This is a genomic window from Mycobacterium nebraskense, from assembly GCF_002102255.1.
Taxonomy (GTDB): domain Bacteria; phylum Actinomycetota; class Actinomycetes; order Mycobacteriales; family Mycobacteriaceae; genus Mycobacterium; species Mycobacterium nebraskense.
Genome location: NZ_LQPH01000189.1, coordinates 31,886 through 58,791 on the forward strand (window position 1 = coordinate 31,886; position 26,906 = coordinate 58,791).

Annotated in this window: 25 protein-coding genes, 2 tRNA genes and 1 pseudogene; 14 read left to right on the forward strand and 14 right to left on the reverse strand. The window is 62.7% G+C overall.

The window, feature by feature from the left end:
• Nucleotides 1–41 precede the first annotated feature (41 nt).
• On the reverse strand, nt 42–743 hold the full coding sequence (locus AWC17_RS31585) for a M15 family metallopeptidase (RefSeq protein ID WP_046182232.1): 702 nt from the start codon (nt 741–743) through the stop codon (nt 42–44).
• Between the two features lie 42 nt (nt 744–785).
• Entirely contained in the window at nt 786–1,385 is a 600-nt protein-coding gene (locus AWC17_RS31590) for a TetR/AcrR family transcriptional regulator (RefSeq protein ID WP_046182205.1), read from the reverse strand.
• 61 nt (nt 1,386–1,446) lie between these two features.
• Between AWC17_RS31590 and AWC17_RS31595 the strand changes: the two genes are divergently transcribed.
• The 6 genes from AWC17_RS31595 (at nt 1,447) to AWC17_RS31620 (ending at nt 6,961) form a co-directional block, all read left to right on the forward strand.
• Nucleotides 1,447–3,156, forward strand: coding sequence for a CocE/NonD family hydrolase (locus AWC17_RS31595; RefSeq protein WP_046182204.1), 1,710 nt, complete (start codon nt 1,447–1,449; stop codon nt 3,154–3,156).
• Between the two features lie 96 nt (nt 3,157–3,252).
• Nucleotides 3,253–4,395: an LLM class flavin-dependent oxidoreductase gene (locus AWC17_RS31600; RefSeq protein ID WP_046182203.1), complete on the forward strand. Its 1,143-nt coding sequence runs from the start codon at nt 3,253–3,255 to the stop codon at nt 4,393–4,395.
• A gap of 13 nt (nt 4,396–4,408) precedes the next feature.
• Nucleotides 4,409–4,840, forward strand: a complete 432-nt coding sequence (locus AWC17_RS31605; RefSeq protein WP_046182202.1) for a tautomerase family protein — start codon at nt 4,409–4,411, stop codon at nt 4,838–4,840.
• Between the two features lie 78 nt (nt 4,841–4,918).
• Entirely contained in the window at nt 4,919–5,296 is a 378-nt protein-coding gene (locus AWC17_RS31610; protein ID WP_046182201.1) for an ArsR/SmtB family transcription factor, read from the forward strand.
• A 206-nt stretch (nt 5,297–5,502) separates the two neighbouring features.
• Nucleotides 5,503–6,273, forward strand: a complete 771-nt coding sequence (locus AWC17_RS31615) for a class I SAM-dependent methyltransferase (RefSeq protein ID WP_082122845.1) — start codon at nt 5,503–5,505, stop codon at nt 6,271–6,273.
• A 127-nt stretch (nt 6,274–6,400) separates the two neighbouring features.
• Entirely contained in the window at nt 6,401–6,961 is a 561-nt protein-coding gene (locus tag AWC17_RS31620) for a class I SAM-dependent methyltransferase (RefSeq protein ID WP_231588350.1), read from the forward strand.
• A gap of 100 nt (nt 6,962–7,061) precedes the next feature.
• Here AWC17_RS31620 and AWC17_RS31625 read toward each other — a convergent pair.
• Nucleotides 7,062–7,126 (reverse strand) — tRNA-Phe (locus tag AWC17_RS31625).
• Nucleotides 7,127–7,376: 250 nt separating this feature from the next.
• Here AWC17_RS31625 and AWC17_RS31630 point away from each other — a divergent pair.
• Both AWC17_RS31630 and AWC17_RS31635 read left to right on the forward strand, forming a co-directional pair.
• On the forward strand, nt 7,377–8,393 hold the full coding sequence (locus tag AWC17_RS31630; RefSeq protein WP_036429123.1) for a hypothetical protein: 1,017 nt from the start codon (nt 7,377–7,379) through the stop codon (nt 8,391–8,393).
• A complete protein-coding gene (locus tag AWC17_RS31635; RefSeq protein WP_069433435.1) occupies nt 8,390–9,229 on the forward strand; it encodes a nucleotidyl transferase AbiEii/AbiGii toxin family protein in 840 nt (279 codons plus the stop codon). Before AWC17_RS31630 ends, AWC17_RS31635 begins: the two co-directional genes overlap by 4 nt.
• 199 nt (nt 9,230–9,428) lie before the next feature.
• Here AWC17_RS31635 and AWC17_RS31640 read toward each other — a convergent pair whose 3' ends face one another.
• From AWC17_RS31640 to AWC17_RS31660, 5 genes are all read right to left on the reverse strand, one after another.
• Entirely contained in the window at nt 9,429–10,364 is a 936-nt protein-coding gene (locus AWC17_RS31640) for a hypothetical protein (protein WP_008253501.1), read from the reverse strand.
• Between the two features lie 439 nt (nt 10,365–10,803).
• Entirely contained in the window at nt 10,804–11,079 is a 276-nt protein-coding gene (locus AWC17_RS31645) for a hypothetical protein (protein WP_008253499.1), read from the reverse strand.
• Between the two features lie 33 nt (nt 11,080–11,112).
• Nucleotides 11,113–12,072, reverse strand: coding sequence for a hypothetical protein (locus tag AWC17_RS31650; protein WP_008253498.1), 960 nt, complete (start codon nt 12,070–12,072; stop codon nt 11,113–11,115).
• 263 nt (nt 12,073–12,335) lie between these two features.
• A complete protein-coding gene (locus AWC17_RS31655; RefSeq protein WP_008253497.1) occupies nt 12,336–14,570 on the reverse strand; it encodes a hypothetical protein in 2,235 nt (744 codons plus the stop codon).
• A 65-nt stretch (nt 14,571–14,635) separates the two neighbouring features.
• Nucleotides 14,636–15,604, reverse strand: coding sequence for a hypothetical protein (locus tag AWC17_RS31660; RefSeq protein WP_036428439.1), 969 nt, complete (start codon nt 15,602–15,604; stop codon nt 14,636–14,638).
• A 1,022-nt stretch (nt 15,605–16,626) separates the two neighbouring features.
• Between AWC17_RS31660 and AWC17_RS31665 the strand changes: the two genes are divergently transcribed.
• Nucleotides 16,627–17,793, forward strand: a complete 1,167-nt coding sequence (locus tag AWC17_RS31665) for a hypothetical protein (RefSeq protein ID WP_136244620.1) — start codon at nt 16,627–16,629, stop codon at nt 17,791–17,793.
• A 425-nt stretch (nt 17,794–18,218) separates the two neighbouring features.
• On the opposite strand, the gene AWC17_RS31670 is transcribed toward AWC17_RS31665, so the two are convergent.
• Nucleotides 18,219–19,247 carry a helix-turn-helix domain-containing protein gene (locus AWC17_RS31670; RefSeq protein ID WP_008253494.1) on the reverse strand — a complete coding sequence of 343 codons (1,029 nt, stop codon included), beginning with the start codon at nt 19,245–19,247 and terminating at the stop codon, nt 18,219–18,221.
• A 159-nt stretch (nt 19,248–19,406) separates the two neighbouring features.
• Between AWC17_RS31670 and AWC17_RS31675 the strand changes: the two genes are divergently transcribed.
• The 3 genes from AWC17_RS31675 to AWC17_RS34325 are packed head-to-tail and all read left to right on the forward strand — an operon-like array spanning nt 19,407 to nt 21,953.
• On the forward strand, nt 19,407–20,384 hold the full coding sequence (locus tag AWC17_RS31675) for a CBASS cGAMP-activated phospholipase (RefSeq protein WP_151458148.1): 978 nt from the start codon (nt 19,407–19,409) through the stop codon (nt 20,382–20,384).
• A 2-nt stretch (nt 20,385–20,386) separates the two neighbouring features.
• Complete coding sequence (locus AWC17_RS31680) at nt 20,387–21,550, forward strand: nucleotidyltransferase domain-containing protein (protein ID WP_008253492.1); 1,164 nt, start codon at nt 20,387–20,389, stop codon at nt 21,548–21,550.
• Nucleotides 21,522–21,953 carry a type II CBASS E2 protein gene (locus AWC17_RS34325; RefSeq protein WP_008253491.1) on the forward strand — a complete coding sequence of 144 codons (432 nt, stop codon included), beginning with the start codon at nt 21,522–21,524 and terminating at the stop codon, nt 21,951–21,953. The genes AWC17_RS31680 and AWC17_RS34325 overlap by 29 nt, the downstream gene beginning before the upstream one ends.
• A gap of 81 nt (nt 21,954–22,034) precedes the next feature.
• Here the strand turns inward: AWC17_RS34325 and AWC17_RS31690 are convergent, their stop codons facing one another.
• The 4 genes from AWC17_RS31690 to AWC17_RS31700 all read right to left on the reverse strand — a co-directional run bounded on the left by AWC17_RS31690 (nt 22,035) and on the right by AWC17_RS31700 (nt 24,588).
• Nucleotides 22,035–22,466, reverse strand: coding sequence for a hypothetical protein (locus AWC17_RS31690; RefSeq protein WP_141224872.1), 432 nt, complete (start codon nt 22,464–22,466; stop codon nt 22,035–22,037).
• 682 nt (nt 22,467–23,148) lie between these two features.
• Nucleotides 23,149–23,207: transfer RNA gene (locus AWC17_RS32960), tRNA-OTHER, on the reverse strand.
• A 317-nt stretch (nt 23,208–23,524) separates the two neighbouring features.
• Nucleotides 23,525–24,196 (reverse strand): RES family NAD+ phosphorylase, encoded by a 672-nt coding sequence (locus AWC17_RS31695; RefSeq protein ID WP_007168496.1) that lies wholly within the window; start codon nt 24,194–24,196, stop codon nt 23,525–23,527.
• A complete protein-coding gene (locus AWC17_RS31700) occupies nt 24,193–24,588 on the reverse strand; it encodes a hypothetical protein (protein WP_007168495.1) in 396 nt (131 codons plus the stop codon). The genes AWC17_RS31695 and AWC17_RS31700 overlap by 4 nt, the downstream gene beginning before the upstream one ends.
• Nucleotides 24,589–25,389: 801 nt before the next feature.
• Between AWC17_RS31700 and AWC17_RS31710 the strand changes: the two genes are divergently transcribed.
• Both AWC17_RS31710 and AWC17_RS31715 read left to right on the forward strand, forming a co-directional pair.
• Nucleotides 25,390–25,641 carry a FitA-like ribbon-helix-helix domain-containing protein gene (locus tag AWC17_RS31710; protein ID WP_007168493.1) on the forward strand — a complete coding sequence of 84 codons (252 nt, stop codon included), beginning with the start codon at nt 25,390–25,392 and terminating at the stop codon, nt 25,639–25,641.
• A complete protein-coding gene (locus tag AWC17_RS31715) occupies nt 25,638–26,054 on the forward strand; it encodes a type II toxin-antitoxin system VapC family toxin (RefSeq protein ID WP_007168492.1) in 417 nt (138 codons plus the stop codon). Before AWC17_RS31710 ends, AWC17_RS31715 begins: the two co-directional genes overlap by 4 nt.
• Nucleotides 26,055–26,127: 73 nt before the next feature.
• Here the strand turns inward: AWC17_RS31715 and AWC17_RS33185 are convergent.
• Nucleotides 26,128–26,906, reverse strand: a pseudogene (locus tag AWC17_RS33185) (hypothetical protein); the annotation flags it as partial.

The window sequence follows — 26,906 nt, forward strand, 5'->3', positions numbered from 1 at the left end:
GGCTGATCCATATAATGAAATTACTATCTCAGAATATGATACTAGTCCACGGGGACGTTCAGGATGGGGCGGTCGACCCCCGCGCCGGGGCCGTCGAAGTGCCACCACTCCCCGGAATACGGCGCGAGCCCACCGTATTTCATCGCATTTCGCAGGGCGGCCCGATTCTCCTGGGCGTCGACGCTGACACCCTGGGTGGCGAAAGCGTTTGCGCGCGAGGAGAAGTCATCGAAGTCGGTGCCCATGTCGGCGAGGCAGAGCCCGTCGGCATGTTGCCCGGACGCGCACGGCTGCTGCGCCGTCGTGAACGTCACGTCCACCGAGCGCCCCGACTCGTGGCTGTGCGCATACTGACCGGGCCGGGCGACCCACGCCGGGTTGGGCACGACGTTGAACATCTTGACCTGGACGTCGTGCGGCCGATAGCAGTCCCAGAACACCAGGAGGTGCCCCTGCGGGCGCAGCGCCGTCGCGGCCGCCGCAAGCCCCGGAGCCATCGATTGATGCACCAGGCATCGGGCGTCGGAGGGGTACAGCTGCGTGTGAGTGAAGTTGTTGGTCGTCGCGTAGCGCAGGTCGATGATGGCGTCGGAGACCACGCTGCGGACATCGACGAATCCGGCCGCGCGCGCCGCATCGCTCACGGGCGGGACGTCGGGACCGGCCTGGGCGGTCACTGCGCCGGAGACCGCGACCAGCCCCGCGGCGACCGCAAGCGCAAGGACCGGGCGCAAACGACGCATCCGACCATTGTCGCGCTTGGTCACCCCGAGTTGCGTTATCTCCTACGAGATGTCGCCCTCGACATAGCGCTGCAGGTTCGGCGCGATCGCCGCCACCACCTGATCCTCGGACATGGACGCGATGGGCTCCATCTTCCAGACGTAGCGCAACAACGCGAAGCCGATCAGCTGGGTGGCGATCAACCCGCTGCGCCGCAGTCGTTCGTCCTCGTCGGCCCCCAGGGTGGACCCGCCGATCAGACCCCGCTCCACGATCAGCCGCAGCTTCTCCCGGGTCTTGTCTTCGTGCGCGGCGGTCAGCACCACCGCGCGCAGGATCGGACCGACCTCCTCGTCTGTCCAGGTGTCCAGCACGGTGCGGATCAGTTGCCGGCCCAGGTCGGCCTTGGGCGTCGCCCACGTCGCGGCCACCGCGTCGAGCCACTTCTGCGGCGGCGTGGTGGCGGCATCGAGCAGGCCCTCCTTCGAGCCGAAGTAGTGATAGATGAGGGCCGGGTCGACGTCCGCGGTCCGGGCGACGGCACGAATGGCCGTGCCGGCCCAGCCATGTTCGGCGAATTCGTCGCGAGCGGCGGCCAGAATGCGCGCCGCCAGCACGCCGCGCTCGTCGCGCGGACCCGGGGTGAGCGATCGCGTCGGCACCGTCTCACCATACCCGAAGTTTCATCTTGCGTTGAGACTAGTTTCAACGTAGCGTGAAACTATGACAACGCTCAACGGCCCGCAGACCACCGGCCGGGAATACCGGAACCTCAGCGAGCCGCAGTACGCGTCGCGCACCGACATCAACACCGCGATCACGGTCCGTGACGGCACAACGCTTTTGGCCGACATTCACCGGCCAGATGCCGACGGCCGCTTCCCGGCGCTGCTGGCCGCCTCGCCATATCCGCGGCAGATGCAGGACCTCGGCGCCCCGGCGGGGTTCATCGAGGCCGGTAGGACGGACTTCTGGGTGCCGCGCGGCTACGTGCACGTCATTGCCAACCTCCGCGGCACCTGCGGCTCCGAGGGCTCCTTCAACTTCTTCGACGCGCAGGAACGCCAGGATGTGCACGACCTGGTGGAGTGGGTCGCGGCTCAGCCGTGGTGTGACGGAAACGTCGGCATGATCGGCATCAGCTACTTCGCGATGACCCAACTCGAGGCTGCCGTCGAGCGGCCGCCGCACCTCAAAGCAGTCTTTCCCCTCGCCGTGACCAGCGACCTGTACGAGGGCGCCAACCACCACGGGCTGTTGAGTTCTTCTTTCATCACACCGTTTCTCGCCATGATGGGGCTGACCTCCGACCGCAGCGACAAGCTGTGGCGCAGCAAGCCAGTGGGGTTGGCGCGACGCGTGCTCAACAGCCCGAGAGTGCACAAGAAATTCGAAACCATGAACGGCGAAGCGGCGGTCACCATGCTGCGCCAACTGCTCAGGCTGCCACACAACCCCCACCCGTGGGACGAACTATGGCAGGAGGCGGTGGTCAAGCACCCGACGCGCGACGAGTGGTGGGAAGAACGAAACCTGCTGCCACTGCTCAAGGAAATCGACATCCCGGTCTATCTAGGGTGTGACTGGCAGAACGTGCCGTTACACCTGCCTTCGACGTTCGCAACCTGGAAGGGGCTGTCGGACAACGGATGTGTGCGGATGGGCATGCTCGGCGAGTTCGGGCTGACGTGGCCATGGGAAAGCATGCACACCGAGGCACTGGCCTGGTATGACCATTGGCTCAAGGGGCGCGACACCGGGATCACCGAGGGGCCGCCGATCCGCTACTTCCTGCCCGGCGCCGACGAGTGGCGAACCGCCGACTCCTGGCCGCCGTCGCAAGCCCCGCATCGCGAACTGGCCCTGCGCGCCGACGCCGCTTTGGACGCCGACGAAGGTGAGCCGGGCAGTCGCGATCTCATGGTGTTGGGATCCGGCCTGGGCCGCATCAAAGCCAGCGAGATCGATCCGCCGTCGATGCTGGCCTGGACCAGCGCACCGCTGAGCCAGGATGTCGATGTGGTCGGCGATATCGAGCTGCGGCTGGTTGCCTCGGCGACGGCGATCGACACCGCGTGGATGGCGACGCTGCACGACGTGGCGCCCGACGGGCAAGCGACCGACGTGACCTCGGGCTGGTTGCGCGCCAGCTTGCGCGAGGTCGACGAAGCGGCCAGTCGGCCCGGTGCGCCGGTGCTGCCCTGCCGCAACCCGCAAGCGGTGCCGCTGGGCGAGGATGTCGAGTACCGAATCCCGTTGGTTCCCAACGCCCGCCGGTTCAAGGCGGGCCATCGGATTCGCCTGACACTGACCAGCGACGACCAGGACCCGTCGACGCCGGCGATCATGAACTTCCGGCATGCCAGCGTCGGCACCTCCAGCCTGAACACGGCGCGCTCGTCGTCGCGACTCTTGATTCCGGTGCTCGGATAACCAGCGGCGCGACCATTGATGAACGGGGATTGATCATCTATCGTCCGGGTAGCCGATCGGCTAGCCTCAGGCCGACGGCTCGAAGGAGCGCAAGCGATGGCCGGCTTCGGCGTGGGTGTCATGCACAACACGATCAACTCGCGGTTCGGGCCGAAGCCGTTGATCCGCGCCGACTACCTGACCGGGGTGGCCTGCGGGGCGGACTCCTTTTGGGTGGCCGACCATCTCAACTCGGTACTGCCGCCATCGATGTGGACGCCCAAGCATGTGGGGGCCGCCCGGTTGATCCCCAAGATGGACGCTCACCTCGAGCCGTGGACGATGCTGGGTTACCTGGCGGGCCGCAATCGGCTTGGCCGGATGCGCCTGGGCGTGGCCGTCACCGACACCGGCAGGCGCAATCCCGCCGTCACCGCCCAGGCGGTCGCCTCTCTGCATCTGCTCACCCGAGGCAAGGCGGTGCTCGGCATCGGAACCGGCGAGCGGGAAAGCAATGCGCCCTACGGCGTCGATTGGTCGAAGCCGGTGGCGCGTTTCGAGGAGGCGGTGGCCACCATCCGCGCGCTGTGGGACTCGGGCGGCGAGCTGGTCACCCGGGATTCACCGTTCTTCCCTTTGCACAAGGCGACTTTCGCCCTACCCCCATATAAGGGCAAGTGGCCCCCGATCTGGGTCGCCGCTCACGGGCCGCGGATGATGCGGGCCACCGGACGCTATGCCGACGGCTGGTTTCCCGGAACGACCCGTGCGACCGAATACGGCGAGCAACTCGACATCGTGCGCAGCGCGGCTTCCGACACCGGCCGCGACCCGATGTCCATCACCCCCGCACTCATCCGGTTCATCGTGACCGGCCGTTCCCGCGACGAGATCGACGAAGTCGTGGACTCCGATATCGCCAAGGTGTTCACACTCAACTCGCCCGCCAAGGACTGGGCGCGTCACGGCGCCCAGCACCCGCTTGGGGCCGATTTCACCGGGGTGCAGGACCTCATACCGCAGACAATCGACGAGCAGACGGCGCTCTCCTATGCGGCCAAGGCGCCGCGGTCGCTCGTCCGCGAATTGTTTGCCGTCGGAATGCCGAACGAGGTCATCGAGCAGATTGCCGAGTTCCGCGACAACGGATTGCGACACGTCGTCGTGGGCAATGCCGGTGCGATTCAACCGAGTCTGCGCAAGAGCGCGGCGGCGACGGCACCCTACGTCAAGGTCGTGCGAGGCCTGCGGAAGCTATGAGCGAGGAGTTGCCATGCCGATGCTCGACCTGACGTTCGTGCGTGGCTCGGTGGACGACGAGGCGTTGAGCCGGTTGACCGACGAGTTGGTCACCGCGCTACTGCGGGCCGAGCGCGCCCCGGATACCCCGTTTCTGCGTGACAACACCTGGGTGTACTTGCATGCGGTGGATCCCGCTGACCTCTCGGTGGGCGGGCAGGGGCCGGGTGCGCCTCGATTCCGAGTCGACGTAACGGTATTCGCGGGGGCGCTCGATAAGGACCGGAAAGAGCAGCTCGCCGCCGACGTGCACGCCGCGGTGTGCGCGGCGGCGGGCATCGAACCGCAGGTCGCACGAGCGTTTCATGTCTGGACGTTGATCCACGAGATCCCCGAGGGGAATTGGGCCGGCGGCGGCCAGGTCATTTACTACCAACAGGTGAAAGGCCTGGTGGCCGAAGACTAAGGGAGTGTGTCGGTAAGCGCGGCCTATCGCCCCAGGAAATCCTTCCATCATTACATGATCTTGTGTAATAGTTGGTCAATGGTGGGCATTAGTGAGTGCTCAGCCACTGGACCGGCCGGGGCGGCGGGCAAGCCCGCGCTCGCGACCCGGCCTCTGGTGACAACCGAGCAGGCAGCCGCACTGGTCGGGTTGTTCAAGTTGCTGGGCAATGACACCCGTCTGCGGCTGCTGCATGCCATGCACCGTGAGGGTGAGGTGTCGGTCGGCGAGTTGGCGCAGCGGGTGGGACTGCGAGTGCAAGCGGTGTCGAACCAACTGCAACGGTTGTCCGATCGCGGTATGGTCGCCGCGCGCCGCGATGGCGTCCGGATTCTGTATTCGATTGCCGACCCGTGCATCCCGGCCGTGCTTGACCTGGCGCTGTGTCTGGTCGAGGAGAGCGCGCCCAGCTCATGACCGATGTCGACCCGATCTCCCGCCGAGCCGAAATCGGCGCCGCATCTGTTGTCTACCTGCACATCATCTGCACGGCCCGCCGGCGCAGCCGTCGCACGACTGCCCATCGCGAAGCTGCTGATAGCAGAGCGTCCCAAACTGATGGCGAATCTGATTCGCCAATTCCCTGTCAGCACAACGCAATCCGGTGAAAGGAGCAGCCTCCGATGGCGAACCTCAAGGCTTCGCTCGCTCCGCGAGCCGTTCTCGCCCGGACATGCGGTCACGTCAACGGATGCCTCACGCACTCGGCGATACTGCTGGGAGTCGCGTGCCCGTGGATCAGATTAAGAGGGCGGCACGGGACCGTTAATGACCTGCGCTGGTACCAGCTGGTGTATCGGGCTATCTACCGCGCGGGACTCATCATTTGGCGCCGGGCCGCACCGCCGGTCGAACTGGTCGACCTGATCGAAGGGCCCGGTGCGCTGCCGGCGGGACGTGCTCTAGATCTGGGCTGCGGCACCGGCACCGACACCATCTACCTCGCCACTCATGGTTGGAACGTCACCGCCGTGGACATGGTGCCCAAAGCGCTGGCGATAGGCCGCCACAACGCCACCGTCGCCGGTGTTGCAGCGCGTTTCGTGCAAGGCGACGTAACCCGCTTAGACGAGCTCGGCGTGGGTGATGGCTACACGCTGATACTGGACTTTGGGTGCTTTCACACCCTGCCCGAGGATCGACGGCCCGCCTACGTGACCGGGGTCTCGCACGCCGCTCCGGCCGCGACGCTTCTGCTCTACGGTTTCCGCCGGCCACCCAGGACCGCGCCCATGCATGCCGGCATGAGCGTCGAGGAGGTCAAGCGGCGTTTCATCGGCGCTGGCTGGGAGCTTGTCGAGGCGAAACCTAGCGTGGTGAAACCGATGCTGATATCGCGCGCCGAGGGTCTTTTCGAATTGTGGCACTACCAACTCCGGCGAACACCAAGGTGATTGGCGTTCTCGGCGAAAGGACAAACCCGTGGCGCTAACTCTGAACCAAGCCCGCTCGGTCTACGACCGGATCGGCCGCATGCAAGATTGGCAAGGATTCTACGAGGACGCGACCACCGAGCGGTTGGTGGCCGAGGCGGCCCTGGCCGGAGACCAGACAATTTTCGAGTTCGGCTGCGGCACTGGCCGGTTCGCTGCGCACCTACTGGGCTCGCTGCCTGGCAGTGTCAATTACCTCGGCGTGGACATCAGCCCGGTGATGATCAACCTAGCTACCCGTCGGCTCGCCGCTTGGGCTGAGCGGGCCAAGGTGGTGCTGGTCGAGGGCACACTCCCGTTGCCGGCTGATGACGGGTTCGCCGACCGTGTGATTTCCACGTTTGTGTTCGACCTCCTCGACGTGCACTATGCCCGCGAAGTGCTTCATGATCTGCGGCGCATCCTCACCCCCGACGGCCGGCTTTGCCTCGCCAGTCTCGCCCATGGCGATCGGCCGCTCGAACGCGCCGTATCACAAGTTTGGACCGGCCTCTGGCGCGTGGCACCGCAACTCGTCGGCGGGTGTCGCCCGATCAGCCTCTCCGCGCTGCTGGGCAACGACTGGCAGGTCGAGCATCACTCACGTGTGCATCGCTTCGGCCTCGTCACCGATGTCGTGATCGCGGCGCCCAACTCGCGACAACCGTGAGCGCGTGGTCCCGGTGACGGGTGCGAAGACGTGTGACGCAGGATTGGGCGCTCTTCTACCTTGTTTGTTACGGCCGAAATAGTGCCGCGAAGCTCAACATTGGTGGCCAGGGGCGGGATCGAACCGCCGACCTTCCGCTTTTCAGGCGGTGGTGCGGCCTACACCGATGTGTTTCAGCCGGTCAGACCGGATGTGCGACCGGTATTCGGACGTGTCAGATCAGTCGGTCTGGCTCGCTGGCCCCATCTTGGCCCCATGGAACCAGCTTCCCGACTAAGCCCGGACGCCCGTCGCTCATGGTTGGCGAACGTGTTTACGCCTTTAGATGGGTCTGACCCTAGCGTGTACCTCAACGGCCTAACGTACATCACTATATCAGTGAGGTACTGGCTTTTATTGAGGTATGGTGGTAGTCATGGCGCACCAGGACAGGGCGGTCAGCGCGCTGGAAGGCGTGCTTCATACCGCGCTGCGCGCGCGTAGCGCTGAAGGTCCGAACCGGGATCTGATCGTGACGCTGGACAATAAGGATCTTCGGGTCCGCTGGCTAACGGTCGGCTGGCCGCAGCAGGTCGAAGCGGCCCTGCACGATAAGCCCAGGCCGGACGTGATCGCCGCGCCGCGGATGTCACCGGGAGCGCGCGCTGTCGCCATGAAAGCCGGCATCGGCTGGGTCGATGAATCCGGTGCAGCTGACATCGTCATCAGGGATTCCTCGGGGACGACGATCATCATCGACACAAAGGGCAAGCCCCCGGTGCCCCTGGACTCGCGCATCGGGTGGAGGCCAGCCACGCTCGCCGTTTGCGAGGCCATCCTCTCGGGACAGGCAAGCCCGACCGCGAACTCGGTTATAGACGCCACCGGGATATCAATGGGCAGCGCGGTGACTGCGCTGAAATTCCTCGAGAAGGACGGGCATCTGGTCAGCTCGGCTGCGCGTGGTCCCAGTGCGGCGCGGCGCGTCGCGGATCGCGACGAGTTTCTCGACGCTTACGCGACGGCGGCCGAGCGGCTGCGCTCCGCGATTTCCATCCGCGTCGGTGTGCTGTGGCGAGATCCCGCCGCCGGGGCGATCCAGACCGGTCAGCTCTTGGAAGCTGCTGATATAGATTGGGCTGCCACAAGCGCACTTTCGGCGAGCATACTTGCGCCGATGCAGACCGAGGTAGCGCCCTTGGAGATCTATGTGGCGGGCAAGACGTGGAGTGATGTTCGCCGAGCCGCGTCGGCCGCTGGCCTCCAAGAGATGGATGGTGGCCGCCTGGTGCTGCGCCCGTTCCCCACACCGGCCGGTGCGAAACTCACCGAGACGATCGCCGACGGCTTTCGCTCGGTGCTGTGGCCTCGCGCGTACGCCGACCTCCGAATCAGTGGGGTGCGCGGCGAAGACGCGGCCGAGCACTTGCGTGAGGAGATGACGACACTATGAATGCCGACGTAGGACAGGTTCGGACCGCCGCGGCCAGGCGAGCAGCTGAACTCGCACTGGTGCGCGTGGTGCATCACTACGGGGGACGCCCAGAATTCGTGCTTCTCGGGGGATTGGTGCCCGCCCTGCTGTGCTCGAACTCGTCGAAGCGTCACGCGGGGACGTCCGATGTCGACGTTCAGGTCAACCTGGAAATTGCCGGTGGCTCAGTTCAAGCGGCGCGCTTGGAAGAGGCGTTGCTCAATGCGGGGTTTGAGCCTGATGACGAACGGGTGTGGCGATGGGAGCTAAACGACCCCGAGGGCGTGCGCGCTACGATCAAGTTCGAGCTGCTGGCTGATCTCGACGATGAGCCGAACAACGCGACTGTCGAGTTCACCGGCTGCAAACAGCTCGGGGCAGCGAACCTGCGCGGAACTGGATACGCCGCAAGAGACGTCGTGATTCAGAAGATCCAGGCAATCGACCACGGGACGCGGCGCGAGGCTGAAATCAAGGTCACCGGATTGGCCGGTTTCCTCCTCGCGAAGGTGGCTGCGGCTCACGGCCGCCGCAAAGAAAAGGACTGGTACGACATCGCATTCGTGTTATTGCACAACAACCACGGGGACGCTACCGCAGCGGCTGAACGCGTCTTGGAGGTTTTTGGTCTGCCGACAGGAGAGGTGCGCACCCAATTGCTAGACCTGCAAGCGAATTTCGCCGATTCGTCCGCCCAGGGCTCTCTCGCGTACGTCAAGCAGTTCATCGAGAACCACCCCGACGAAGACGCTGAGACCGTGGCGACCGACGGTCAGCTCGCGATCGCGGCATTCACTCAGCGCCTGCTGCGCTGACCCGCTGATCAAAGTGTCGTCCCAGGAACGGTACAAGGTCGGGGCAAAGTTGCGAAAGTCGCGAACAGCACCTGACTCACAGTCGCGTAGAGCGCTCACCGCGATTGGCCTCTGCACCGTACGTCGGCGTGTCGGATACGGACCTGCGGATCGTGGCCAACGCGAGCGAAAGCACTACCGAACTACGACTGCCGTCAATTTACCCAGGCTGTGTGCGGGCTCCCGATTGCGCAGGAGGCTTCGGCCACTTGAGGATTCGGATGCTGACTGACTGGTAGTCGGGGTTGTCGGGATCCGCCGTGCTCATGAGGTCGGCGACAGCCATCCCGTTTCCCGCGGTGTGGGGGCCGAATTGGCGGTAGTCGAAGCCCTCGGTATCGAAGTAGGTGAACTCAGGTCCCCCAGTCCCGCCAATGATGTTGCTATCGACTTTCGTCATGATCCTGCCGCCGTTGAGGTGCGCCAAGATCCGCTCACCGAAGGTTGTGCGGGGAATCGTGACGGCCATCGCGTCGGTACCAACCCTGGAGTTTGTCTTGGCGATGCTGCGCTGCACCGCGACCATCAGCTTAACCGCGTAGGTCACACCTTCGGGTTTCGGCTTCCGAAGCGCGCGCGGTACACGTTGGATCAGCATCTGATGCTGCCACTTCTCGGTTAATCCAGCTCCGGTGATCCGGTAACCCACAGCCCTCCCCTGTAGCCTGCTAACTCGCTTGACGGTGAAATTCGTGGGGTCCCCGGGCATGGGGCCGCCAGCCTCAAAGTTGGCGATCTCGGCGACCAACGGGTCGGTGCGGCCGTCGAAACCCGCGACCAGGATGCCGAGCCGCTTATCGGGCCATGCCTTGGGCAGCTTGCCGACCCGTTCCGAAGCGACGCGGGCTAGCGCCGCAACTCCATCTTCGAATAGGCCGTAATCACAAATCGTTTCGGCAATCCATTCCGACGTCGACCTCCTCTGCGCGCGATCAATCCGGGCAAGGCCGGTGAAGCCGATCGAGAAGTTGAAGTTCCAGCAGACGAGCTTCGTGTACTGGTCATCGACCAGCATGCCAGTGGCGGCATTCGTTAACCGACGATCAGCGACCTGGATGATCAGGTCGTCGGTGATCAGGGTCTGGATGAGCGTCACCCCGACACCCGGGCGATCCTGATTTGGCGGATTTCGCGCCGTAGGGCAAGGTCGCAGCCGATGGTGCGGTCATCCCACATGTCGGCAACACTATTCGCCGACACCGACAAGTTCGGTGATCATGCCAGCCCAGCCGTCGCGGCGGCCATTTTTCTATACAGCGTTGGGCCTCGAGCGGGAAGGTACTCATAAACCCGGCGGCATCTCGTCGTCCGGGGCAGGTGATGCCGGTGGGCCTCTCAGCCGTCGATGTCGCTACCCTCGCGGAGCTGCTGCGAAGGAGCCAGTCCGGGAAATGACAGCGGGTCGACCACAGCATCTACAAGCCGCACCGGTTCCCGGTCCCTTATCAGTGACGCCTTACCGTGCCTGCAAAACGCCTTCGTTTTTGGGCGCCGCCGTTCCGTACACTTCCAGCAGACGGGGATTTCAAGCTGCGCTAGTGCTCGACGATCATCGGGCCGCCCTCGACGTAGTCCGCCTGGCGCAGATGCGCGGCGATTTCGCGGAGCGCCTTGGCGTAGCCTCTCTGGAACTCTGCACCTGAGGTTGTCGCGTCCGCGTCGAGCCGGTCGGCCCATCCTGCGATGCTGCGCGCTATGCGCAGATGGTTGATGTACAGCGCGGGCTGCTCGCTGAGGACCCTGTTGATTTTCTTCGGGTCGTAGGTAGCGAGGTTGCTGTCGTCGAAGTTGAAAATGTCAGGTGCGGGCACGGGTTCGAGCGTAGGCGGTCTTTCGAGCCGCTATCAACGTTGCAGAGATGATTTCCGCCAGGGTGGTATGCCTGTCTGGCCGTACAGTGCTCGCTGTAGGCGGCCGAGCGCCGGTGGCGGCGTCTCCGTGTGGTACTCGCGATACACATTGAAGGCCACCATGACGTTGCCCATGAACTTGCTGTCGTCGTCGAGGCCCCTCATTCCCTCATCGAGGTATTCGTGGATTTCTTCGCCGGTCGCTCCTTCGGCGAGGCGCTTGTTGATCTCGCGGTACATCATCAGCGCCCATGAGGCACTAATTCGTGCGCGGTGTCTGTGGAACCAGAGTTCGCGGAATGCTCTGAGTTCAGGCGTGACGTCGACGTCGGTGAAGTAGGTGGAGGAGCCGGCGGGGATCTTCCAGGCCGAACGCCGCTTCGATCGTGTGGCCCATTTGCGGCCTACCGCGTGGGCTGATCCGCGCACGGAGATGGCGCCGGTGCCGTGGTTGTGGGCGGCGAGAGTTGGCCACAGGTAGAGCTCCGCAGTGACATGGCCGCCGGGCTCGAGGCGGATGGGGTTCGACAGGTCGAGCTTCAGATCCTTCGGATCGGTTTCTTTCTGAAGAAACTGCCAGGGCTGGAGTGTTGAGCGCCGTCGCCTTGGGGTCCAGCGATAGCGGCGCCGGACCTCGTAGGAGATGTTCTCGACCGAGACCGCTGTGCGGCCAACGTTGGTGACTCTTATTCGGCCATACTCGATGCCGAACGAAGACATGCGGTCCATCCCGGATCGGGCGATGTCTGTGAAGGCGGGCCGTCCACGTGCCATTGTGCTCCACGTTTGTCGCCCGCCCTCATCGGCGTAGCAGAACACCAGCTGGACCTTGAGCCGCGCTCCGGAGAGCTTGTAGAGTGCGAGATTGGCCAGGAAACCGAGGAGCGCGACTGCTGCGCTGCAAATCGAGACGATGAGCGCGGCGACGGACGTGCCGCTACTGGGATCAAGCACAGAGTCCGAGCCTACGTCGCGGGAGGGTATTCGCCGTACAGCCACGCTCGTCGCGTGCTCGCACCCATTCGTGTTGTTGGTCGGCGCGCACCGCGGCAGCCGCCTTCTCCGCTTCGTCCGCGTCGAGCGCCGCCTGCTGGGGCACCAACATCCCCAACGTCTACTTCCATGCCGCAGCCGCGGCAGTCAGCAGCGCGATTAGACACGAGAACTTGGCCAGGAATGCCGGTCCGCGGCGGTGTGGAATTCGAGTCACCCGAACACTATTCGGCACGGGAGCGGGAGTACGCATCGATCACGAAGGGGCTACGTAGGGCAGGCGCGCCGGTCACTCTGAAAACGGTGACTCCGAAAACGGTGCTGCGTAAGATGCGCAGGGGTGTAGCGTGATTCAAGGCTGCCGTTTTCCCGGAGGGTGAGGCGGGTTGGCTCAAGAAGAAGTCGTTGATGACACCGTTGCGTTGAATCCGGTCGTACCGAGCCAGGCTATCCTCGCGGTAGTCTTCCATGTGCGTCGGTATCGTCGCACCCATTAACAGTGCTTTCAACGCCTCATTGAGGCACCGGTACGCCAGCGTCTGCGCAAAAATCGATACCGATTGGCAACCGGCTTCTGAGACAGGCCCTCCGTGAATCGCACAGTTGCGCAACCGCTTCAGTCGACGCAGCTGGCGGTCGAACGTCTCGCCTTCTGCATCTAGGTGCCTGGACATCGAAGTCGGAGTTTCCAGTATGCTTTCGAGCTCTCCCAGTCCTCTCGCTAGCCTGTGGTCGGCGTCGGCATAGATCTTGTGCAGTTCGACGACATGGCCAGCCGCCGCGACGCGGTCGTATGCCGTGTGCGGTCCCATAGAACTCTCTATCGCGGAACGAATTTGGTTGATGCGCTGCCTCAGGGCAGCATCTGGCTTGATGTCATTCACGCACCACTTGATTGCGAGTATTGAGAAGTTATTTATGAAATGAATTACACGACTGCGACTTTGGGCCTTCTTGAAGTAGTCAGACACGAAGTCGGACCAGTACGTCTTCCCACCGGTTGTCCAGGTGTTCATGTGCTCAATAGCGCGCACCGCGGCCATGACCGTAGCCTGAGGACCTTCGCGTACCGCCAGCGACAACGTCCTGTCCATCGCAATGACATCCTCAAGATCATGGAGAGAGCCCGCATCAAGCGTCCGCTTGTTCGGCGCCATCTGCTCGACGTCGTAGCCGAAGCGATCGTGATCCGGGTAGTACATGTCCGGAATGTCTTCCTTTGGGCCCCAATCAAGGAGGGTAGAAGGACTTCTGCCGACAAAGAGAATCGCTCCGTTCATGGTCTGCCAAGAGCCCTTCTCGGTTCGGTTTGCCACCTTGAGCGCCTCAACGAGCGACCTGGCTCGGGATTCTGCTGCGTGGATCTCAATGTTAGGCAATACGACTCGCGCATACGCCTGGCGCCAGTCTGACTCCCAGGCCTGGTCGCCTTTGCGCAATGGGGCCGCCTCGGCTGGGGGGAGGTTGAGCAGCTCCACCGGCGAGACCTTGAAATTGCCAGCCGTTGACGGATCTCCGATCGCAGAAGTTAGAAATGCAGCGTTGTAGAACGTGACTTGGCCATGGCTAACCTCATTCTGCGGCAACGTCGCAGGTTCGAGTCGTAACCAGACGATGCAGTCGGCGCGTTCAGGCTCGCGAGTGAGAACGTTGCCACAAAGCTGCAATCGTCGCCAAAGCGGTTCCTTGCTTTTGTCTTTGGTGAGTGTCGGAGCATGCTGGACCCCAGCCTCCGTGTCGAGCTCCTCCTGGACCCTGTCGAAGGAGTTCCCAACGAGGCCGCGCAAGTCTGCGAATAGGCCGAACGGCCCAAATACATCTAGGTTTCTGCGCTGGGCAATTGCGGCAAGCGTGTCCCGGCGGAATGCTATCTGGTCCACGGGACGCTTCACATTGTCAGCGGACGTCCAAAGGTCGTGCCATGCAGCGAGAATAGCTCCATGGGAGGCTAATTCGACGCTGAGCTGTTCGAGGCCTAGACGGATAGCTTCGCGCACATTGACGTCGAGAGTAAAGTGAACTTCTACTTTTGTCGTAGGCGGATGGGGGATCAACTTCTCCAGGCGTGAAGTGACCGATTGAGCGATGCCATCAGAGACGTTGTGCGGTAGTAGCTTTCGTAGGAAGGTCGCGATGGGCGATGCTGGCGTTGCGGGAGGAGTCGACGTTATGAGCATTGGAAACAGTAGTTCGATCTGAGCCGTAATCGTCTCGACATGCCTGGTCAACTTTGGTCCCGTCTCTTTGACGCTGGCGCTGAAGTCAGCCATCACCTGTTTCCAGTCGGCATACTGCTGTGATACGAACTGACGGCTATCGGTTATCCAGTCGGTGAGGTCTGCCGATGCGGCCGGCAACGTCATGGTGGCACCCGTGCTTGTGATCGGTTTGTCGTACTGAAGCTGCAGATTGAGTTCGTCGACTAACAGGCGCTCATTCGTCATCTTAAAGTTCGCCATGATTCACACCTCATCGCCCAGGCAACGCGGACGGCCTTAGTTCGAGGTTGTCGCGGTCTGGTGCTTCAACCGTGCCAGCCCTCTTCTTGCCTTCGCCGATACTCGTCCTCGAGATAGCTGTCGATTTCGTATTGCTCGCGCGCGTCGATTTCTTCCTGCGTGGCCTCGAGAGTGATGTCACGAACATCGTCCATACCCTCAAGATCGAGTAAGTCGGCAGGTAGTGCCAAACGGCATACCCCGCAAGCAAATTGGCGGGCCTCGATAGTCACATCGACGAGGTGCCAGGCATCATGACCGATGTCGTCAGTTTCAGTGTACATCGTGCCCCGGTGTGTCACACCGTAGCCGAGCCATCCGTTGTATCCGCACGCTGGACATTCACGTCGCTCAGGATCGTAGTCTGGTGCGCTACTCATGGCCGGATCGTCGATCCCGGGGTCTCGGTCGGCGAGTTCTAGGAGTGCGTCGTCGCTGAAGCCCATCTGTGTTAGACGATCGAAGATGCGCCTGGCGGCGGCTTTAAGCTCTTCTAGCGCAAGCATTCTAGCCTGCTGCACCTCTTTGAGTCTCTCGTCGACCTGAGCGAGCAAGTCTGCGCCCCAGAAGGTGGCTCGGTCGAGAGTGGCGTCATGGGCCGCGATGACTCCGAGAATTTCCTCGTTCAACCGGGTCATGATCGTGAGCGCTTCATTGAACGCCGTGTTATCGACCTGACCGCTATGCAGCGCGAGATTTCTTACGGTGAGCACCTTTTGGTCCGCTTGAGGGTTGAAGTTCACTGAATGTGAGTGCTTCAAGATCAGCAAACAGTCCCCAACCAGTTTCGTCTTCGCTTCGTGCGCCGACATACCCGGCACCTGCACGCCCGAGTACATCAGGAGAGTCCTGGGATCCTTTTCAGCGATCAGCGTCGGTGAGATTAGTGTGAGTGCCGCCTTCGCCAACAGTTCAACGGAGGTGCCTATCGAGGCGGCTCGGTCGAGCTGATCGAGCGGTTCCTCAGCGGCGGCCAGCGCGCGTCGGGCGTGCATAGCCGCCACGGTGAACAAATGCTTCGGGAGATCCTCATGGGCTAGCCCGCGCCCGATGCCGGGCCATATCGTCCGTGTCGGCGACGGTGATGACGCTACTGGTGTTGACTGCGGTGCCGGTGGCGTCGTCACTGTGCACCCCGAGACCAAGAAAGTCGCTCGTCGAGTAGCCCATTTACGCTCGTAGGTTCACCGCCGTGCTCGCGGACCGACCAGCGCAACGCCTTCGACAGCCGGCGTTCCTCATCGATCGCGTCGAGATCATGCATAGCCGCTAAGCCTAACGGTGTCAGCGTGTTGGGTGTCGGAAATATTCGGGCGCACCGCGCGCCACTGAGGAAACCCAAAGTTTGATGCTCTGCATGAGCGGCCCTGACCGTGAGGCCGCGCCGAGCTGCGGCACGGTCGTGAAGAGCAACCACGACGGTTTCGTGCGTGCAGAGCAGGCATCGTCAGCGACTTCTACTGCGACGAGGCTGAACCGCCCGACTACTGCTGGGTCTGGATCGAGTGCAAAGGATGGGCCGGAGTCCCAGGGATTCGTCCGGCATACGCCTTCCCGGTGGTGTAGCACATCTGATCAGCGGGGCGAAATGCGCCGCGGCACACAGCTTGTCGGTACCCGCGCGCAGCCTCGAGCCGGTGATGACCAACATCGCCGAACTCGCGGCCTGCGGGGGTTTCCTGGAAGTCGCGGTGGCCGGCCAGATCAGTCACTGCGGCCAGCAATAGTTCAACGAGTCGGTGGCCTCTGCTCAAAACCGCTACCTGACTAGGAGATTCGCCTGGGACAAGCCACCGCGGGGCATCGATCGCGGAATTGATGGCCGCGACCCTCAGCCACTGGGCGCTGTTGGCGTTCCACCCACCTGGAAGCCCCAGGGAAACCGCTTCCGCCGCTTGCGGTCGGCGGCGGCCGATCACGAACCGGGACCGCCGGGACATCATGCGGGTGCCGTTCTAGAACATCGCGGTGACCACCGCGAAAATAGTTTGCGCCGTCCCTCCTTTACGGAGGATCATTGTCGACGTTCAGCCATGCGCAAGAGGGGATGGGGCTGTTGCCCACTGCCTACGGAGTCCGCGCCGGCGTCGTCTGGCCCAGCGATCTGGCCCTGCCGTCCAGGCCGCCAGCTCTCGTGTACCTGGACACATTCGCCTACATCAACCTGGCGAAAGTCGCGGTGGGGACCGCTCCACCCGGCTACAAGGACCTCTTCGCGGCCTGTCGGCAGGCGCTGGCCGACGGCCGCGCGATGTTCCCGCTGTCGTCGACGCACGTCCTGGAGATCTACAAAATCGCCAGCGTCGCGCAGCGCCGGGACGTCGTAGCGGTGATGGAGGAATTGTCCGAGTTCAACTTCCTCCTCGGACGCCCCCAGATCATGGAGCTCGAGTTCGAAGCCGCGCTCAACGATCTGCCGACCATGACGATCGCCCCGCAGGGCCACATCCCGCTTGTCGGAACGCACATGCTGCATGCATTCGGCAAGAAGGGCGGCATCGTCTTCGACGGAACCACCGCAGAGGAAGCATCGTGGTGGGCCGAAAAGATCTGTCACGACATGGGTATAGACACAGGCGCTGACCCAATGGCGAGCCTGAATCGGTGGGCGATGCGCCAGTTGGTCACCGGACCCGACGACCACGATGACCCCGCCCTGCTCCGGGCCGGATACAGCCTCGACGGCTGGCGCGACATGCTCAAGCAGCGGGCCAAGCGGGAGAACGACCTCGTCAGCAAGCTGGATGCGGATCCAGCGCTTCGGCAGACTAAGTTGCGCGACGTGATCAACGCCAACGAGCTGTACGTCGAGCTCGGACACCTGGTCGACCGGGCCCAGACAGCCACGGGACTGGCGCTGTCCCAGATTCTCGAGATCCAGGATCCCCCGAAGTCTGAATGCCTCGCCAAGATAAGGAATTTCAACGACGGGATGCCCTCAACCCGCGTCGCCGCGTCGGTAAAGGAGCGATACCACAGCGATCGTCGCCACGCATGGACGACGAACGACCTTCAGGACATCGACGCCCTCGCGATCGCGATGCCCTATTGCGATGCGGCCTTCATCGATAAGGCCGCCCGAAACCAGCTGGTGAGCAGCCGCGAGCTCAAGTTCTTCGAGACTTTCCTTCCTCGGCGCCCAGGGGATCTGATGGACTGGCTTGCCGGTCTGCCGACGCCGTAGGCGGCTAGCACTCGCGCCAATGTGAGTAGAAAGCCGCTGTGCCGCTTGGCCTTCTAGCGTTTGATGCCTGACCTATCCCACTCCGCGTCCACCCCGGACCCCTCGATACATCAGGCGCTGGCCGAGTCCAACAATCCTTGGCGTTCACCCGCGCAGTATCTTGAGGCGCTCCGCGCAGCCAATGCCCACGAAGATGCACGGGCCGACCGGTGACAAGAATCAACTGCGATGCTCCGGAGGGCCCGGTAGGCAGTCGATACGTCACTGTGACGCTTATGTACGGTCAATCCTGCTGTGTGGCATCATGTTTCGCGAAATTAGATAGATATCCTATTGTTATTCGATCACGAGCTACCGCTTCCGGCATCGCCCATTCACTGCGGGGCTTGCAAGCAAACTCTCCCACTACCGAGCCGTTTTCATTGCTAGGCAACATTGTTAGCGATCGCAATGCTGTCAACCACGCGGCCGGGAAGGTCGTTGCGGATTCTCCGGCCCTCGGCTGTGGAAAGAAAACTCGTGAGCAAATCGGGACGTTCCGGGGCGCCGAGTGGTACCGGTTCGAGGCGACGCCAGCCCCGAGCTGACACCGTTTTGACGGCAGTCAAGTAGGTGCGCTCATTCATACGGCCAAGAGTGCGCGCTCGCATCAGCAGTGCTGCGAGGGACACCTGCCAGCACTGCTTGAGAGCGAACAGTCGTGGCCAATCGACGGTTGTTGGTAGTTGATCGCGAATCTCATTGGCGGGCATCAGAAAAGCCGCGGCGAACTGATGTGCCTGGGTCTCGACTTGCTTCATGCCCCAGATCTGTTCACCGTGCATGACGAGGTGGCCAAGCTCGTGGGAGCCATCAAAACGGGATCGCGCCCGATCAGCCTTGTCGCTACCCAGCACCACCACCGGATGATCGGGAAAAGGCAGCGAAAATGCATCGACGTCGGCGCTGTCGAGCGGAAGCCGTGTGACGACGATGCCATGCGCTTCCAGAAGTCGCACCACGTCATCAATGGGACCGCGTGGCAGATCCCATGAAATGCGAACGCGGTGCGCGATGGCTTCAATGTCCTCGATCGGAGCATCTAGGGCCGTTACCCGAAGCTTGGGAACGTCGAGCGATGGAAATCTGCCGGCTGCTGCCGCGGCGGTGGCCAGATCATGCGCGACATGGGCGACAGCACGTGCCCGGCGACGATCCGTCACGTTGGTACGGCGTAGCGCCCTGAAAAAGCCTTCGTGTGTTTCGGCGAGAGGGCGAGCGAAGAATCCCACCGGCACGGCCAAGGCGGCACCCAGTGCACCAAGGGTTTCCGGGCTGGGCCGAGTTGCCCCACTCTCGAACTGGCTAATCGCCGCCGGGGACAAGCCGACCTTGGTAGCTAACTGGTTCTGACTGAGTCCGATCAGCTCGCGGCCGACGCGGAGCCGGATCGGTTCGAACGTCGATGCATCCATTAGTCCTGCACTTCACTGCGTGAAGGCTACTGAGCCTCGCATGAGTACATCCTAGCTGCAGGTTCGTCGCGATTCGCGGATTCGCCCTCAGAACTCGATACAGAATAATATGTGCTAAAATTAAGTGCAGGATATACCAAGCGCCCTGGGGAGGCAGCATTGACGACACCGATGCCTGACCCCCCGATGACCCCTGGCCGCTTCCAGATCCTGTCGCTGGATGGTGGAGGCCTGCGCGGCATGTACACGGCCGCGGTGCTGGCGCGCCTTGAAGAGGACCTCGGGATCCGCATCGTTGACCACTTCGATCTGATCGCCGGAACCTCCACGGGTGGCATCATCGCGCTGGGCTTGGGCCTGGGTATGACACCGCGCGACATCCTGGAGTTCTACGTCGCACATGGTCCACGGATCTTCCGGGACCGGACCCGGCTGCGGTCGCTGAGACGGATTTCGCGCACGAAATACTCCGCCGCGCCGCTGCGCGCCGCCCTTGGAGAGGTTCTCGGCGATCGCCTGTTCGGGCACAGCACGAAGCGATTGCTCATCACTTCGTACGACATCGGTGTCGATGACGTCCATCTGTTCCGCACGCCACATTTGACAACGCTGGTCCGCGACTGGCGTGAGAAGGCCGTCGATGTCGCCATGGCCACCACGGCTGCCCCTACGTACTTCCCCGGCAAGGCGCTCGCCGGCGCGCGGCTGATCGACGGCGGTATCTGGGCGAATAACCCATCCATGGTGGCTCTCACTGAGGCCATTGGCCCGCTCGGCTTACCCCTTGAGGCTGTGCGCATCTTCAGCGTGGGCACGACGACCGACCTGCCCCACCGCAGCCGGCGGCTCGACCGAGGCGGACTCATCCCGTGGGCCCTCGACGCCGTCGATGTACTCATGCGTGCCCAAAGCGACTGCGCCACCAAGCAGATCCGCCACTTCCTGGGACAGGATCATGTACTGCGGGTCAACTCCACCGTGCCGACCGGGCTCGTCAAGCTCGATTCGGTCGACGCGGACGGCCTAATTGGCCGAGCCGGACACGAAAGCCGCCTCACATCACCGGAATTCACCCGAACCTTCGCCGACCACGCAGCCCCCCAATACATCCCGTACCACTCCCCCAAGGAGAAATAAACATGGACACCATGGAACAGATGCTGTCGATGCTGCTCAGCGGCGCCGTCGAAACCCTCGACATACCACCGCATCTCCAGGCCCTCGCCATCGCCAGCTATGAAGAGGTCGGGAACTGGCTGGCCGAGCATGGCGAACACCGCTGCCGGGTATACCCGCAAGGCTCATTCCGCCTCGGCACAGTCGTGCGGCCGCACAGCCTCACCGGCGACTTCGACATCGACCTGGTCTTCTTGATGCTCCTCGCGAAGGAAGCCACCACCCAGGCGCGCCTCAAACAAGACGTCGGCGACCTCCTACACAGCTACCTGGACTGGAAAGAACGCAACGGGCACCCTGGCGGGCTGAAGACCTGCGAATCCCGACGGCGCTGCTGGACACTCGATGACCCCGTCAACGGGTTCCACCTCGACGTCCTGCCCGCAATCCCCGATCTCGAGTACCTGCCCACCGGCATCCTGCTGACCGACAAAGAGCTGTTCCACTGGCAGCACAGCGACCCGATCGGCTACGCCAACTGGTTCCGGAGACGGTCACAGGAGCTGCAGAACAAGGTGATCACCGCAGCAGCCCAACGCGGCGTCGACGTGGAGGACGTCCCCATCTGGGAATTCCGCACCACCTTGCAGCGCGTCGTACAGGTCCTCAAGTGGCACTGCATGCTCTACTTTGCCGACGATCCCGACAACCGTCCTCCCTCGATCCTCATCACTACACTGGCCGCCAAGGCCTACCGCGGGGAAACGGACCTATTCACTGCCACACGTAACGCGCTGGCCGGCATGAACCGCTACATCGAGGACCGCAACGGCGTCAACTGGGTCGCCAACCCCGCCCACGAGGAAGAAAACTTCGTCGACAAATGGAAGGAGTACCCGGAACGCCGAAAGGCGTATTACGCCTGGCAACGCGACCTCGCCGACACCCTGGACGACGCACTGAGCCTGCGGGGCAAGGGATTGCAGACCGTCGCCTCCCAGCTCGCGCAGAGCTTCGGCGCTGAGCCCATACGGCAGTCGACCCTGAAATACGGCCAGCGGATGCGCGGCCACACCACAAACCGATCACTCCGCCTCGGCACCACCGGACTGCTGGCACCCAGTGCGACGGGGATCGCCGTCCCTCCCCACAACTTCTATGGCCAGCACCCCGACCCGAGCCATTAACCTGGCGCAACACCTCGTCGCTGTACGATTAGCAATCCCCGACGCCCGCGGACGGATCAAGCGCGGTCAACTCGACTGCATCGTGCCGATCCAGCCCACCCCGGCGAGCCAAACCTACAGTGCACGAATGCAATACACGCACTGGACACCGCCCCACGTCCATATCGTAGAACCGACTCTCGCACTCCATCCCGGCGCGACCCACCTGCCCCACGTCTATTCGGGCAACGAACTCTGCCTCTACTTTCCTGGCGAATGGCAGCACGGCATGCTCCTCGCTACCACTATCGTGCCATGGACAGCCGAATGGCTACTCCACTATGAAATCTGGCTTGCCACAGGCGAATGGACCGGTGGCGGTTACCATCCCACCCGAGCCGACAGAGCAAGCCGATTCGGGTAAACGCCCACCGAGCTATAGCATCGAAAACGTCAAGAGTTCCTCGCGATTCTCTGCGCGCTGGCGGTCTGTCGTGGGCGCCGGTCAGGCGTCCGTCTTCTCCCATTTTGCGAAGACTTCGCCGTTCGTTCGCTTCAAGCGAATCGGAACCTTGACCGGTTTGACGGCGAGGCCGGGATGGGGTTCAGGTGCCCGCCGAGTCAATTGTGTGACAACAGCTTGCCCGGTGCTCACGAAGTAGGTGGGTCGAGCGCCGTGGATATGTGGGCGCATTTCGCCCCAAGGGTCGATTGCGACCCAGAAGGGCATTCGATGCGTGGCTTGAACCCAACTGCTGACCGGATCTCCGTCCAGGTAAAACTCGGGCCGTCCGCGAGTGGTTTGCCTGAGCCCGAGGAGAATTTGGATGTACGTGTAGAAGTCGCGCTCCTGATTGGTGTTGATCGTGCCGACGAGTTCCCAGTGTTCGCCTGGGGATTGGCCGTCATACTCGATTCGCGCGAAAGTGGTCGACACCCACACCTGCGGAGTAGTCATGTCACCATTCTGCCGGGTGAGTGAGCGATTAATCCGGCAAGTCCAGTTAGATATGGATCATGGAATACCGCTGTTATCCATGAAAAACAGCTCCACAACGGATGACCAACGCCTATTCCAGGTTTGAGCCGTTGTCCGTCACGTAATTCCCTGGCACTGGCCGGATCTCGGCTCAGCCTGAATCTCGGCACGATTCAACCGAGCACAATTCTGCCCAGTCTGGATCTGCGCCATAGCGTGGCTTGAACGAGTTCTCGCGGCGGCGCCGCGCGGCGGAGGCGACGAGGAGCAGCAGCAGCCCGCAGAGGCACGCCGTCGCGGCAAACGGGCGCGGTGTATCGGTGCCGGACGCTCACGTTGGCATCCACCACACCAATGGGGTCCCCACACATCGCTTTCAGGCAGGGCCAGCGCCGACCTCAAACCGTTGCTGCAGGGCGATGGGCCATGCGGGAATCACGGTGACCGCCGACACCTGCGCCGACGGGCAATTCGACAGCATTGCCGTGCGTCTGACTCGCTGGTTGACCTTCCGCCAGACGGCAACCAGGTCGTGCGGCCCCAACCTGGCCCCATTTGGCCCCATAGAAGGACCGCATGGCCGCCCCGCCGGCGCCACGTTCATACTCTTATACGCTTCTCACCTGCGTAAACAATCCGGTGGCCAGGGGCGGGATCGAACCGCCGACCTTCCGCTTTTCAGGCGGAGTTCTGGCCTACACCAATGTGTTTCAGCCGGTCAGACCAGAAGCGCAACCGGCATTCGGACGTGTTGGATCAGTCGGTCTGGCTCGTTGGCCCCATGTTGGCCCCATGAGATAACCCAATCTGCGTGGCAAGCCGATCGGGTTACTTGGTCGGTAGAAGCGGACTTGGGCGAAGTCTTAGTGCGATGGTTTTCGCTTACCGAACAGAGCGCGGCGGTCCCGGCGGATCTCATAGAGACGCCAACTGAACTATCGACCGCAACTGAAAGGCTGGATGCAGTCCAATTTGCTTGCGTGTGGTCCGATGGGCACCACCGCGCGCATCCCAATCTAGAGCAGTTTCACCGGCGCTGGCTCAAGCACTAGGCCCCACGGCGTGGTGACGTTGAGGAGCGGTTCGGGCGGCGGGTCGGTGAGCGCGATGGGGTCTCCGGCCAAGCTCGCGGTGCCGCGCCCCTCGAAGAGTGCGACGCAAGCGTTGCCGTCCAGGCGGGACGGGAACCGGACGGCGCCGGCGCCTCGGTCAAAAAGGTCCGCGGCGATCGTCTGCGTGATGGCGCGGCGACTGGTGGTGATCTCGCGCAGATCGAGGTGCTGCAGGTCGTGCTCGAGCAGCAGTTCGACGTGGCGATCCTCGATCTCCTGGCGTGTGGGCACGTCGGTGAGATCGATCAAGGGGCCATCGAGCTTCAGGACTGTGGGAACGAGGGCGTGCTGTATGCGCCACTGCGCAGTGACCGGCTTCTCAGTGAAGTCTTGGGCAGCCTCAGGTCCGTAGCGCTCAACATGGCGGCGCAGCGCGCCGAGGTTCGGCCGGAAGTCGGCTAGCACCTCGCGAAGACACGTTTCCGCCAAGTCAGCACAATAGAGCGTGCGGAACCGGCGGTAGACGTCGTCGAAACGGTGACTGAACTGGTACAGCTCCAGCGGAGTGAAGCCGAGCGGGTCAGCGTAATAGCCGACCCGCCACAGGGTTCGCCCCTGCTCGGGCGCCGCGATCACGACTGGAAGCTGGCGACCTGCCGTGCAGCCCGGACAACCATCGCGAACTCCGCGGTGTCGACCGCCGCACCGAGCACCTCGATCGGCGCGCGATCGTCCAAGCGCGTGTTGGTGCCAAACAGCCACGCCCGCGCCGTCTTGTCGTCGTAAGCATCGACGAGCATCCTGACGACCTTGTAGCCCTCACGTAACCGGCGCTCGGTCGCGCCGTGAGGTTCCGGGCCGCCCTTGCGCGCGTAGCGGCCGATTTGCTTGGCGTCAGCCAAGCCCGCCATCGCCGCCGCGACGCGCTGGCCGACGGCCTCTTGCAGATACGCGGCGATCTCGCGGATCGAAAGCGTCGCTGCCTCATCATCAAGCCGCTGCGCCGCAGAGACGGTCAAGACTGGCATATCGCACCTCCACGTTGATCTACCTGAGACGCTACCACATAAACACCTGAGAACACACCCTGAAGCTACACCTGATAGCCACCAGGCCTGGCCTACGGTTCGCGGTTGGAGCCGTTGAATCAGCATGTTCGCGCAAAAATGCCGCCAACGACGCCGCTCACTGGCCACGATTCGACCTCTAAGGTATGAGCTAACCGGTCACCGTCTCCTCCAGTGCGCACGGTCTCATAGCTGCACGTCAGCGAGGTTCAGCCGTTCCCGCTGTGACGCTCCGTCCCTCTTGTTCGCATCGGTTCCACCGTGTTCTGTGGCCAAATCCGTGGCCATTCCAACAGCCATAAGTGGGCCCATGCGCAACCCGCGGCGCGAGCCGTCGCGGGTGACACGATTACAGATAAGCCGCGAACGTCACCACGAGAAGATCGGCGAGCGCGTCCGAGCCACCTAGGCGTAGAGACTCATCCACCGTGCGATGGTCGGCTCCATGCGCTCGGGCACGAGCGAATCCGCGTCCCGTTGATCCCGCCGTACGTTCCTGTCGGGGTCGCTGAGCAACCAGATGGTTCGCGCCGATGTCTCCATCGCCGAACGGCATAGTTGCATTATGGACGACGCGTAGAGGTTCCTCGTCGTCGTCCGTTGATCTACGAGCAACGCGGCCGCGTACAGGTTCTCCGTGGCGCTCATCATCGGAATCAAACACTCCTCGGTGACCGCTGTCCGTTATAACCGGATCTGGGGCATTCTCAATGAAGGCGAGGTCAACGCACTATCTGAACGATATCGTGATAGCATCGCTCTGTGGCGCAGATTCTCATCCGTCAACTTGAGGACGACACCAAGGCCAAATTGCAGCGACTAGCCCGTCAACACGGTCGCAGCACCGAGGAGGAGGTGCGCGAGATCTTACGGAACGCAGTCCGGCACGTCGATAATCCGCCTGGGCGGCTCGGGTCTCGTATCGCGTCACGCTTCAAAGGCGTGGGCCTGACCGAGGACATACCCGAACTGCGGGGACAGCCCGTCCAGCCGGCACAGTTCAACGAATCATGATCGTGCTGGACACCAATGTGCTCTCCGCGTTGATGCGGGACACACCCGATCCGGCCGTCGTGGAATGGCTCGATAATCAGCCCACCGAATCAATCTGGACGACATCGGTAACAGTATTCGAGATACGCACTGGAATTGAACTTTTGACGCCAAGCCGCCGACGCAAGCGGCTCGACGAGATCTTTTCTCAACTCCTCGACGAAGACCTTGATGGTCGTGTGCAATCCTTCGACCTGACGGCTGCGTTTGCCGCTGGGACCATCGCCGCCACCCAACAACGAGGTGGGCGTGCGGTGGAAATTCGTGATGTGCAGATCGCCGGCATCGCCGCGTCCCGGCACGCAACTGTGGCTACCCGCAATACTCGCCACTTCGACGGAACGGGCGTCGACCTGGTCAACCCCTGGGACTGACGTCGTGCCCCAGATTCATTGAGAATGCCCCAGATCCAGTGATAACGGACAACCGCCGCATCCCCCGCCGGCACTAAGGGATACGCCTCCTTAAAAGCGGCGTCGTCGCCGACAAACGGGCTCCCCGGCTCAGGATGGTGCGGGTGCAGTCCCCACTGCCGCAATTCCGCGCACGCTTGGCACGGTTGCCGATGCGGTCCAGCACGCCGTTCGTCGCCAAATTGACCAGTGCTTCTATCATCTGCTGATCCGGCTGCATAACGAGTCTCCTATTACAACACCAAACACGCCCTGGCTGCGCGGTACGTTCACAATGCACCTGTCCAACGACAAGTCCGGGGTGTTCAAGGGCGCGCCGGCCATTGAGTAACAATTGCGACGTTGCATTTCGTAAGGCGGACGCCCGCGTTGGAGTCTGGGACCTAAGGGGACAATCGGCTTCCCACGCAGCGACTTCCACGTCAGGCAGCGGATTATCGAAGGTGTCGGAAACTGAGAGATTCTGTAGCTGGCCGAATTGACGCGGTGTGTTTGTTGAAGCTTGCATATCGGGCGGCGGTGGCTCGTCCCAAGCCTTCGCCATCAACGTCGGATCGTCGAGGTCTCGGCAAGCGTCGGCTGCTCGGCGGAGCTGTTCCGCTGTCATCCGTTCTGCAGGCTTGTGCCGCGGTGCCTTATCGGACATTGGTGACCCTGAAGATCTCTGATCGTAAGCGGATGGGCGTAGGTTGAACTCTATCTTGGTGGTCAATTCGTCACGGTGCCAGTTCTCCCCAGTTGCGTCCAGCAGAGTGGTGTACGAGCCGGTGATGACCGGCGTGTCGTAGCCGGATGAATGAAGGTCATCGCGTG